The sequence below is a fragment of the Legionella norrlandica genome (assembly GCF_000770585.1).
Classification (GTDB): Bacteria; Pseudomonadota; Gammaproteobacteria; order Legionellales; family Legionellaceae; genus Legionella; species Legionella norrlandica.
In genome coordinates, this window is record NZ_JNCF01000027.1 from 21,178 (window position 1) to 32,446 (window position 11,269).

Genomic DNA, 11,269 nt, shown 5'->3' on the forward strand with positions numbered 1-11,269 from the left:
TGTGGGGCATTTTTTTAAAAAATTTAATAATTATTCTCAAAAGTGATTAATTTTTTTTCCAGGTTCCATTGTAATCTTGCTTTTTCGTTGTGGGCAATGAAGCTTTGGCAGTTTTTGCTATCGAGATCGCGACAATCAGGAATCAGTTCCGCTGTCTCTTTGTTTGTCCATATGCTTTTGCCTGGCAAGAAAGAGTAAGTAAGAGCGTTTCTGTTAATTTGTTTTAATTGCTGGTAACTAAGACCATGCCTTCTGACTGCTTCTACATACTGTTGGGTCAAGTCTGTTCTTAGAACTCCCTCATCGTCAGTAGACAAGACTACTGGAACCTTATGAGAAAGATAATAATTCAACGGGTGATTACGGCCAGAGATGTTCAGAATTTTTAGATTGCTAATTAAGTTTATCTCAACAGGTATTCGATTATTGGCCATGTATTTAAGTGTATCTTCAGCATCATTTTCATAACCAATATCCACACCATGACCAATTCTTTGCGCGTGGCCAGTCAGTAAAGCATCCCTTATGTGATTACTCAGATTTTCAGGTGTTACTGCTTGAGGGGCTAACTCTCCGGCATGTAAGGTAATGGGGACTTTAGGGTATTTTTGGTGAAGGTATTCAAAAATTAACATTTGCTTATGGTAATCGCGTAAGGAAATAATCCCATCTTCTGGTTGAACCAGATTTACTCCAATTAAATTTCCTTTTGATTGAGAGACCGCTTCGAAAGCATTTAAAGCTTGGGCAAAGACATTATCAACAGGTTGTTCTCTCAAAACATAATAGAGCAATTTGACTTTAACATCACAGGGGCTTGTATGTGGGTGAGTTTTACAACCTAATTCCTGAGATGCTTTAGCAAGAATTCTATCACTTTCCAAAACAGTATTTTTTATGTTATTTTGGAAATCTTTATTAGCTAATAAGACAGTTCTTTTTTGGTCATAAGATGGGGTATTTTTTACAAGATCTCCAAAGCTTAATGAGTGGGCATTATCAGGGACATCCATTATCTCTAAATATTGTTCTTTTTGTTGAGCAGCTCGTTGAATGATCTCCACAAGCAATTGAGGCCTATAATCAAAAACTATTGGCATGTATTTGGCAAATCCATTAAAAAAATGATCATGACCTGATTCTTTCCCAGGTATAAAATCCTTCATAGACCAGTCTTTTATAATATGGGAATACAGATCGGGTTTATTAAAAACTTCTTTAATATTTACCCCATTGCAACGAGAAGAATCTTTACTGACCATAAAGGTATTTTTATCTAAACAGTAGTTGCTATTGGCTGCGAGCTCTAACATAGTTTCGGGATAAGCTCCTCCTGCCAAATGATAATGTAACTCTCCACCTTTGGGCATAATTTTAAAAAAAGAATAAAGAGCGTTTGGATCTTGTTTGATGCTATCAAAATAATCATCAACATTGGCGAAAGCAGGAGATAAAAAGAAAAAGACACTTACAGATGAGATTAATTTAGTAATATTCATAAGGGCAAAATGGCTATTAATTGGACAATTATTATCTCATAATCTTTCTATATTCCCAATAGGTTATCTGTTTTTGTTGAATTTTTCTGAATTGTTTTACGAAAGCAGCAGGAAAATCCGAAGTGCCAGTTTCAATTTGGTAGCGATTCAGTGCGTGAACAATTACTAAAAAGGAAGCCTGAAATAACCAAGTTAAAAGGGTATTCCAGGCTAACTTATGCGTTTTATCTATTAGCCAGCGCCATGCCTTCCAATACCGTTAGCGCCGCATAGAGTTGGTAATCTTCATGGATTAAATCTCCATTTTGATTTTCAGCATTTTTAGATTCAGCATTCTCTGAATTATCTTTATTAATTAAGTGCCCATTCAGATCGGCCTCACTGAAATTATTCAGGTTGTCTTTTTTGATAGCATTTTTAGGAACATCTACCTCTTCCACGATGATATCCGGCACTATTCCTTTGGCTTGGATGGAAACTCCTGATGGAGTATAATAAAGGGCTGTAGTCAATTTAATTCCTGTTTTGCTATCAAGAGGCAGAACTGTCTGAACAGATCCTTTCCCAAAGCTTTTTGTACCGAGGATGATCGCTCTTTTATTGTCTTTTAATGCTCCAGCTACAATTTCTGATGCTGAAGCTGAACCGTTATTAATTATGACGACCAGAGGAGCATTATCCAGTACATCTCCAGGATTAGCTAAGGCAGTAAATTTAGAGCCTGGTAATCTTCCTTCCGTGTAGACTATCATTTCTTGCTTACCAGTTTTATCATTGCCTAGAAAAGCGTCAGATACTTGGATTGCAGAATCAAGTAATCCTCCTGGGTTATTTCTTAAATCCAGTATTAGTCCTTTTAATTTTCCCCCAGCCTGTTGTTTTAACTGTTCTATGGCTTTCAGCATGTCTTTACCAGTTAACGCCTGGAATTGAGTTATACGAATATAACCATACCCTTCACTGAGCATTTTACTTTTCACGCTTTTTATTTGGATGATTTCACGAATCAAATCAAAGGTTAATGGTTTGTTCACGCCTTTTCTCAATATAGTTAACTCTATGGTGGTACCTGGTTTTCCACGCATCAAATTAACAGCATCTTTAAGTGAAAGACCTTGGACAGATTCTTTGCCCAATTTAATAATATAGTCTCCTGATTTGATTCCCGCTTTAAAAGCAGGAGTATCGACAAGCGGGGTAATGACTTTAACAATGCCTTCTTCCATGGTAACTTCGATACCTAATCCGCCGAATTCACCACTGGTTGATGTTTGCAACTCCTTGAATTCCTCTTCATTGAGATAGCTAGAGTGTGGATCAAGACCAGTCAACATCCCACGGATGGCATTGTCGAATAATTCTTTGTCATCGACAGGTTTTACATAATATTTTTTTATTTCTCCAATAGCATTAGAAAATCGTTGCACATCTTCCAATGGAATTCGTTTCGTATTAGAATGATTTGAATTTGGTTCTTCGGCCGAGAATGTTGTTAAAGGCAGCATCAGCGTTAGGGCATAAATTAATGCTAAAGTACTGGAAAACAATCTTTTAATAACCATAGCGATCTCCTCGGATCCAAGGCCATGAATCAGCCACTTTTTTGTATTTTTTTATAATGCAATTTAAGTGCCAGCGGCTAAACTTTTAAGACAACCACTCTAACGGATTAACCGCTTTTCCTTTTTGTCTTATCTCAAAGTATAGACCGTTTTGCTTGATTCCACCGCTGTGACCGACACTGGCGATTTGTTCATTTTGTTGGACCATTTGTCCTTTACGCTTGAAGAGAGACTGATTGTGAGCATATAAAGTCATGAATCCTTGGCCGTGATCAATAATGAGAAGCAAACCATACCCTTTTAGCCAATCGCTAAATACTACTTTTCCAGAGGAAACTGCAGTTACTGTTGAACCCTCATCGGCAAAAAATGTCACCCCTTGGTTCATTCTATGTATGGATCTTCGAGAGGTTTGGACGGGAAACGGCAATTTTTTGCGCATTTGCATGAACGGCTTGCCGTTTTGTATAACACTTTGTTGAGATAATGACGTTAATAGGCGTGATAAATTGTTTTTGTCTTTTTCAAAGTCATGCAATGCCTGTTGACTATTTTGGATCTCACTATTAATCGATTGAATTAGGGTAGCATGATATTTTTTACTTTGTTCTAATTGCTGTTGGTGTTGTGCTAATTTGTACTTTAACTGTTTATTTTCTGCCTGTTCATTATCAAGTTTATTTTTATTTTTATTAAGATTTTTGCGAGTGAGATCAATTTCGGCGATTAAGTGTTGGCGAGATTTAATAAGGTACTGGTAATAAGTCAATATTCTATTGATTTTAAAAGGATCATCTTGATTAAGAAGCCATTTTAAAGGTTGATATTCGCCCATTTGATAGCGGGCACGAATATGATTTGCTAGCAATGTTTGTTGAGTATCTAATTGATTATTTAATTGATTTATTTTTTCTTGTAATTCTGCAATATTTCTTTCTTTTGCAGACATATTATTTTGTATAATTTTAAGTCTATTTATTCCTTCACCAATTTGTTTTTCTGTGTTCGATAGCTCTTGATTTAATACCGCGCGCTTGTCCTGTGCACTCGCTAAAGTCTGCTTTAGTTTTTCAATTTTAATATCTAACTGTTTTAGTTTATTTCGTGTTTGAACTATAGTCGGAGTACTATTTTGGGCTTCAAGGCTAAAGCAAAAAAATAAACTTAGCATTATTCCTAGGCGAAGAGAGAGCACCAAACCTTTTTCGAAATATGCTGCCAAGTGGTAAATGCGAGAAAGCATAAAGTAATTGCTCCTTGCAGTCGAGGCTTGAAAGAAAGCTGTAGGAAAATAGCGAAATCGATTAGGTAAATGCATAGTTTTTTTCCAAAAGGGCATGGCCAGTCATTTCTGGTGGTGGGGGGATTTCCAATAAGGTAAGCAAAGTAGGTGCTATATCCATTAAACTCCCTTCTGTTTGAGTAAAGTGCCAACCCCCACCAATATAAATAAAAGGTACTGGTTCACTAGTATGGGCTGTATGAGCTTGATGAGTGGACTCATTAAACATTTCTTCGGCATTACCGTGATCAGCAGTAATCAGCAATTTCCCCCCCTGATTTTTAAGAGCATCCCAAACACGTTTCATACATTGGTCAAGACATTCTATGGCACGAATAGTGGCCTCAAAGTCTCCTGTGTGCCCCACCATGTCAGCATTCGCATAATTACAAATAATGACATCGTAGTCGTGACTATTTATAGCCTCTACTAGAATATCAGTAAGTTTAGGCGCGCTCATTTCAGGTTGTAGATCATAAGTTGCTACTTGAGGAGAAGGAACCATAATTCTTTCTTCATTGGCAAAAATACTTTCACTGCCGCCATTAAAGAAAAAAGTAACATGAGCATATTTTTCAGTTTCAGCAATACGTAGTTGACTGAGACCATGAGAGGCTAGCACTTCACCCAAGGTGTTATTTAGGGGGGCAGGAGGAAATGCGATTGGATTTGATAAATTTTTGTCATACTGGGTCATCGTGACAAAATAAGATAATTCTGGGTGCACTGTCCTTGGAAATCCCTTAAATAAAGGATCGAGGAAAGCATAAGTCAATTGTCTTGCCCGATCAGCGCGAAAATTAAAAAATATAACCGCATCGCCATCTTGTATAGGGTTGCTTTCCCCTATTAGGGTTGGAGGGATGAACTCATCGGATATTTTATTTTGGTAATAGAAATGCACCGCTGTTTCTGCCTTGGCAAACTGATGTTCACTTTGATTTTGTGTCAACAAATTATAAACAGGCTCTAATCGCTCCCAGCGTTTATCCCTATCCATAGCATAATAGCGACCACAAATGGAAGCTATTTTTCCAACAGGATGGTTTGTCAGTTCTTTATTTAACCGTCGTAGACTGTCAATAGCACTCTGGGGCGGAGTGTCTCGACCGTCGAGGAACAGGTGCAGATGAACAGAATTGAATTTTTTTTGATCACAAAGTGCCAGTAGGGCAAACAAATGGTGTTCATGACTGTGAACGCCACCAGGGGAAAGCAATCCCATAAGATGGAGCGATTTCTCTGTTTCCTGTAATTTATCAATCACTTCATGAAAAACAGGGTTTTTAGCGAAATCCCCCTTGTTTATTGCTTCGTTTATTCGAGTAAAATCCTGTTGTATGATTCGACCAGCGCCAATATGCATATGCCCAACTTCTGAATTGCCCATTTGTTCTGCAGGCAACCCGACGGGTAGACCTGATGCTTGTAGAAGAATATGAGGGCAGGTTTCCCACCATTCGTCCCACTGGGGGGTATGTGCCTTGGCAATAGCATTATATTTATCACTTTTGTTATAGCCCCAGCCGTCAAGAATTATGAGTACTAGAGGAGCAGTATTGAGCATGTCCATCAATCCTAGGTTATGAATAGATCTTTTTCAAAACTCGATGCAAAGAGCAATTGTGCTTTTCAGTACGATGCGTAAACTCCCATGAATAGGTGTGGTAACATTCATGGTTCTGCACGCTTCATTTCTACTCGTACTACCGCTCTGTGACGAGTTAGTAAAAACTAAATTAACAATTATACCTATGCGAAAGTAAGAGGTATATAGTTTCTAGGTAGAATGCTTTATGCACTATTAAAGAATAGATTCTTCCTCCTGTTGTAGGCAGAACAGTTTTTTTAGGTAGAGCTTATAGGGAAATGATATCGGCTCATCCTCCCTTTAAACGTCTACCAGATGAGCCAAAATGAAGAGTTACTGTGTAACTTATCGGTGCAGTATGTTATTGTATCAATAACAGTCTTCAATTTGTACGCAGTGTCCATAACTATCGCATGTTTGGATTGGTCGACATCCTGGATAATAAAGAATAGGCACTGGAGTAGTAATAACTAATGAATGGTTTGCTGATTTTTCACAAGATTGGCAGTGGTTAAATGTTGCTATGGGAAGATTGTCTTTAGGTAAATATCTCGGATTTGGACCTATACCGAGTAGATTGCTCGCCGCGGCATGATTTGCAAAGCTAGCTAAACTGACAAATAAAACTACATTGCGAACGAGGCTTGTAGTATTCCTAGCCATAATCAACTCCTTTTAAAGTGATATCCATCTTGTGAGTGATAATTAAAGTATAGTTGTTGCAATATGTGTTTATATCAACGAATTTTCTCTTAATTCTTCAGGGACATACTGAGATAGATATTTACTTAAACTCAACTGTACTGTAGAAGTAATCCCATATTGGGTTTTTAATAACAATAAGGTAGACCAACCCCACCAGCTATTGGTCCAATGTTTGTCGTAAGGATTGGTTAAATTGGTTCGACGTAATAATTGTTTACTTTGATTATCCCAATAGAACATTGGAGCAATGTCCATATTATTTTCATCATTTAATTGTGTAATGTGCGGGATCATTTCTTCTACTTGATATTTTTTTGGTAATACCCCAGTGTAATAAGCTTCAAATATTTCATCAGCAGAAGCTTGCAAAGCTCTTAAAAGTACTTGCTGGTTAGTTTGGTTAAAAGGATTAAAATAAGAATAATCGCCATAAACTCGCCATTGCTCACCTAGTTTGTTGGATACAAAAACTCCATATTTATTTTCTTCGTTATGCATATAGTTTGATAGTAAAGCACCAAGCACTGCTGGGGTTACAATAGATGCAAGCTCTTCTCTGGGTGTCCGCAAATGCCCCGCAGCAAAATGATCGGAGAGATAATGGCAGGCAAAGGCATCCATTGCAAAAGCAATTTCTAAATCAGATCGGCTACCTGTTTCTTTGGCTCTTAACGCCTGCAGCAAAGCCACTTGGTGTCCGCTTTTATAAGCTATTAAATTATTGGGTGAAAAGTGATCATAATTCTCCATAGCTAATTTGAGATAACGACCAGGATTAAGCCACCAAGTTAGACTATTACAGCCACCGCCAGTAATACAGTTGATTTGGCGACCAACTTCATTACCAATTCGTTTATAGATATCCTCAGGAGTTTCACCTTTCGCAATTCCTGATTCTACTTCGCGCATTTCTGCCCGGATGACTGAGTTCAGATCTTCTACTTCACTGGTAACAATAATATTTTTAGCAAAACTATTAAAAACCTCTTTAAAACGCGCTTGTTTCTCTTGTTTGGTCATGCCATGACTAATTGGCTTTCCAACAATTCCATAAAGATCGCCAAGACTGATAATGTCGCCGGCTGTAAGCGCCAAACCATTTTTTAGATGCAAGACAATGCCTGCTTGAGGTGTCTCGTTGATGTCAAATCGTAATTTGATTTGTTGTCCCATAGACCAATGTTCAGATAAGGCAAAACTACCATTCGATTCACCATAACTTAAAGGGGAAGAAACCAATAACCATAAGCTAATTGCTAGTAATTGAAGCCTCCTAAATCGATTAATAGATTTTTTCATTATGCCCTCATGAATTGATTTTAATAATAATGAGGTGTTTCAATTATAAGGTCAATAATTTCTCAAAGGGGCACTTAAATTTTTATCTCAAAGAGGTTAGACTATGTGCCATTTTAGTTTGTAGGAAGTCGTCTTGAATCACAAATTGCCTCAACACATCGCGATAGTTATGGATGGAAACGGGCGCTGGGCTGAAAGTCGCGGCTTGCCTCGTGTAGAGGGGCACAAAGCAGGTCTTAAATCAGTTAAAAAAATAATCAATTGTTGTTTGGAAAAAAAAATCCCTTGTTTGAGTCTGTTTGCGTTCAGCTCAGAAAATTGGTCGAGACCAATGGCAGAAGTCAACTTTCTTATGGAATTGTTTTTGGAAGCTTTGCGTAAGGAAATAAAAGATTTAAATAATAATGGAATAAGGCTGAGGTTTATCGGCGATAGAGATCTTTTGTCCCCAATATTGCAAAAACAAATGCAGGATGCCGAAACTCTGACTAAAGATAACCAATACTTAAATTTGAATGTCGTTGTTAATTATGGTGGAAAATGGGATATAGTAACTGCTGCTAAAAAAATATTCCACGCAGTTTCTGAAGGCCAATTAGTATTGGATGAAATCAATGAAGCAGTGTTTGCCCAGTTTCTCGATACATACGGGTTACCAGAGCCAGATTTGTTTATTAGAACAAGTGGGGAATTAAGGATTAGTAATTTTTTTCTTTGGCAACTGGCTTATACTGAACTTTACTTTACTGAAGTTCATTGGCCTGATTTTGATGAATATCAATTGGAATTGGCATTGATTTCTTTTGGTAAGAGGGCAAGAAGGTTTGGGCAAATTTCACAATCTGAATAAAGGTGAAACCATGTTTATGCAACGATTGATTACAACTTTAATTTTAGCGCCTTTGGTTTTGCTTGTTATCTTCTATGGTCCTTCTTGGGTCTTATGGGGCGTGATTCTATTTATACTTTTGGCTGCAGGGATGGAATGTTTCAAGTTGATTCCGGTAGATAATTTATTTATTCAGATTGGCTTCTTGATATTTTTGTTTTTGTGTTTTTTGGTAAGTGATTATTTATATTCTTATTGGTTAAGCGTGGGATTGTTTGTTTGGGGATTAAATTGTGTAGCAATCCTTACGTATCCTCGCTCGCAAAATTATTGGGGTTACCCAGCAATTGTTGCAATAGCAAGCTTGATATTATTACCCTTGTTTACTCAAAGTCTCATTCATGTTTACTCTTTGCCTCAAGGAAAAGGATTACTTGTTTATTTGCTTTTTTTAATTTGGGCCTCAGATATTGGCGCTTATCTTACAGGCAAACAATGGGGAAGACATAAATTAATTCCTAAAGTTAGTCCAGGCAAATCTTGGGAAGGAGTTACTGGGGGACTTACTTTATCTATGATTATTGCCATTATAGGTTATTATTATTTTATACCGGCTTCCATTTTAGCATGGCTGGGCTTGGCATTATTGACAGTTGTTATTTCAATTTTTGGTGATCTTTACATCAGTATATTAAAGCGCCGCTGCCATTTAAAAGACACTGGGAATATTATTCCTGGTCATGGAGGTATATTAGACCGATTGGATAGCTTAATTGCAGCCGTACCTGTGTTTTATTTTGGATTAGCATATTAAGACCATAGGTGTGGGCTCAAGGCCCTACGAGATTTTTTCATTAACTTAATAACCGTGAAGGTTAGAAGGAAGGTAAAACCTGGCATTTACCTTCTCTCCAGCCCTTCCCCCCATAATTGGGGGATGGCGATTTTAAGTTAGTTACAATTTTTAATTATATTTTGGATAGTGCTATGCTTTCAACTTTGCTCTATTTTTTGCTTGCTTTAGTATTGTTAGTCACTATACACGAATATGGTCACTTTCAAGTCGCGCGTTGGTGTGGGGTAAAGGTTTTACGATTTTCATTTGGGTTCGGTAAAATTCTTGCTCGTTTTTATGATAAAAAGGGAACGGAATATGCATGGTCTTTATTTCCTTTGGGTGGCTATGTCAAAATGCTTGATGAAACCGAGGGAAATGTTTCTGAAGAAGAGAAGCCATTTGCATTTAACAATCAATCTATTTTAGTGCGGATAGCGATTGTAGTAGCCGGACCTTTGTTTAATTTCATTTTTGCATTTATTGCCTTATGGCTAGTTTTGGTCATTGGAATGCACTCTCTGGCGCCAATGATTGAATCAGTAAAACCTAATAGCATTGCGGCGCAAGCTGGACTTGGCCCTAAACAGGAAATCATTGCTCTTAATGGGAATAAAATAAATAGCTGGCGTGATTTCCAATATGCAATGATGCCTCTAATAGGCTCTCAGGAAACAGTTAAACTAACAGTTAAATCAATGGTAAATGGTCAAGAAGATGAATTATCATTGGCATTAGCTAATTGGAAGCTTGATAATAAAAAGCCAGACCCAATTAAAAGCCTAGGCATAGTGCCTTTTGTTCCAACTATTCCACCTGTGATAGGTGAGATATTACCTGATTCCCCTGGTGCGAAAGCAGGTTTGCTGGAGGGCGACGAAATTGTTGGTGTTAATGGAGAACGTTTTGATGATTGGTTGTTTCTGGTTGATTACGTAAAAGAAAGACCAGATTCCCAACTCAATTTGGAGGTTAAAAGACAGGGGCAATTACTGAAAATAGCAGTACATACTGGGGCTCAAGAGAATAACGGCAAACTAGAAGGATATATAGGAGTTAGATCTCAGAAAGTAGACTGGCCTGCGCGCTGGTTGCGTTTGGAGAGACAAACTCCCTTTGTTGCTCTTGGTACAGCATTTAAGCAAACCGTGCAGCTAACAGGAACTACTTTTGTTTTGATGGGAAGATTAGTGACAGGGAAATTAGGACTAAACAGCATTAGTGGTCCTGTTGGGATAGCGCAAGGAGCAGGGGATTCAGGACGCGGGGGATTGGTGTCCTATTTGTTTTTCTTAGCCTTAGTAAGTATTAGTCTGGGGGCACTTAATCTATTGCCGATTCCAATGCTGGATGGTGGACATCTTTTATATTATCTACTGGAAATGATAAGACGAAAACCATTATCAGAAGGGGTTAAGTCGATTGGTATATATTTTGGACTACTCTTATTAGTTACTTTAATGTTCATTGCTCTTACCAATGATATATCAAGATTAACTAGCTAGCTGGGTTCTGTGGGAGAGCACGCATTTAAATCATTCGTTGTGCTAGGCGGAGTGTTGGTATTTAATTCTGTCTGCTTATGTCAAAAACAGGAAAGAAAAGTGAATGAAATGACATTTTAGTGATAAAGAAACTTGACAGTAGTTCCTACTTCCTTTAAAAGG

Annotated in this window: 9 protein-coding genes; 3 read left to right on the forward strand and 6 right to left on the reverse strand. The window is 37.7% G+C overall.

Annotation, left to right across the window (positions count from 1 at the left end; all coding sequences use genetic code 11):
- Nucleotides 1-23: 23 nt before the first annotated feature.
- The 6 genes from OK13_RS08250 to OK13_RS08275 form a co-directional block, all read right to left on the reverse strand.
- The gene (locus tag OK13_RS08250; RefSeq protein WP_035889974.1) at nt 24-1,499 is read right to left on the reverse strand and encodes an adenosine deaminase family protein; all 1,476 of its coding nucleotides are present in this window, start codon (nt 1,497-1,499) and stop codon (nt 24-26) included.
- Nucleotides 1,500-1,723: 224 nt separating this feature from the next.
- On the reverse strand, nt 1,724-3,061 hold the full coding sequence (locus OK13_RS08255; protein WP_035889976.1) for a S41 family peptidase: 1,338 nt from the start codon (nt 3,059-3,061) through the stop codon (nt 1,724-1,726).
- Nucleotides 3,062-3,146: 85 nt separating this feature from the next.
- On the reverse strand, nt 3,147-4,232 hold the full coding sequence (locus OK13_RS08260; protein ID WP_420911424.1) for a murein hydrolase activator EnvC family protein: 1,086 nt from the start codon (nt 4,230-4,232) through the stop codon (nt 3,147-3,149).
- Nucleotides 4,233-4,365: 133 nt separating this feature from the next.
- The gene (gpmI, locus tag OK13_RS08265) at nt 4,366-5,910 is read right to left on the reverse strand and encodes a 2,3-bisphosphoglycerate-independent phosphoglycerate mutase (RefSeq protein ID WP_035889978.1); all 1,545 of its coding nucleotides are present in this window, start codon (nt 5,908-5,910) and stop codon (nt 4,366-4,368) included.
- Between the two features lie 393 nt (nt 5,911-6,303).
- Nucleotides 6,304-6,597, reverse strand: coding sequence for a hypothetical protein (locus OK13_RS08270; RefSeq protein ID WP_035889980.1), 294 nt, complete (start codon nt 6,595-6,597; stop codon nt 6,304-6,306).
- Nucleotides 6,598-6,666: 69 nt separating this feature from the next.
- Entirely contained in the window at nt 6,667-7,938 is a 1,272-nt protein-coding gene (locus OK13_RS08275) for a hypothetical protein (protein WP_035889981.1), read from the reverse strand.
- Nucleotides 7,939-8,071: 133 nt separating this feature from the next.
- Here OK13_RS08275 and uppS point away from each other — a divergent pair, with 133 nt between their 5' ends.
- From uppS to rseP, 3 genes are all read left to right on the forward strand, one after another.
- Nucleotides 8,072-8,788, forward strand: coding sequence for a polyprenyl diphosphate synthase (gene uppS, locus OK13_RS08280; RefSeq protein WP_035889983.1), 717 nt, complete (start codon nt 8,072-8,074; stop codon nt 8,786-8,788).
- Nucleotides 8,789-8,798: 10 nt separating this feature from the next.
- Nucleotides 8,799-9,581: a phosphatidate cytidylyltransferase gene (locus tag OK13_RS08285; protein WP_035889985.1), complete on the forward strand. Its 783-nt coding sequence runs from the start codon at nt 8,799-8,801 to the stop codon at nt 9,579-9,581.
- Between the two features lie 173 nt (nt 9,582-9,754).
- Entirely contained in the window at nt 9,755-11,107 is a 1,353-nt protein-coding gene (rseP, locus tag OK13_RS08290) for an RIP metalloprotease RseP (protein WP_035889987.1), read from the forward strand.
- Nucleotides 11,108-11,269 lie beyond the last annotated feature (162 nt).

Excerpts from the sequence above, each read along its gene's own strand:
- OK13_RS08250 (WP_035889974.1), bottom strand. The coding sequence starts at position 1,499 with ATGAATATTACTAAATTAATCTCATCTGTAAGTGTCTTTTTCTTTTTA.
- OK13_RS08255 (WP_035889976.1), bottom strand. The coding sequence starts at position 3,061 with ATGGTTATTAAAAGATTGTTTTCCAGTACTTTAGCATTAATTTATGCC.
- OK13_RS08260 (WP_420911424.1), bottom strand. The coding sequence starts at position 4,232 with ATGCTAAGTTTATTTTTTTGCTTTAGCCTTGAAGCCCAAAATAGTACT.
- gpmI (WP_035889978.1), bottom strand. The coding sequence starts at position 5,910 with ATGCTCAATACTGCTCCTCTAGTACTCATAATTCTTGACGGCTGGGGC.
- OK13_RS08270 (WP_035889980.1), bottom strand. The coding sequence starts at position 6,597 with ATGGCTAGGAATACTACAAGCCTCGTTCGCAATGTAGTTTTATTTGTC.
- OK13_RS08275 (WP_035889981.1), bottom strand. The coding sequence starts at position 7,938 with ATGAAAAAATCTATTAATCGATTTAGGAGGCTTCAATTACTAGCAATT.
- OK13_RS08285 (WP_035889985.1), top strand. The coding sequence starts at position 8,799 with ATGTTTATGCAACGATTGATTACAACTTTAATTTTAGCGCCTTTGGTT.
- rseP (WP_035889987.1), top strand. The coding sequence starts at position 9,755 with ATGCTTTCAACTTTGCTCTATTTTTTGCTTGCTTTAGTATTGTTAGTC.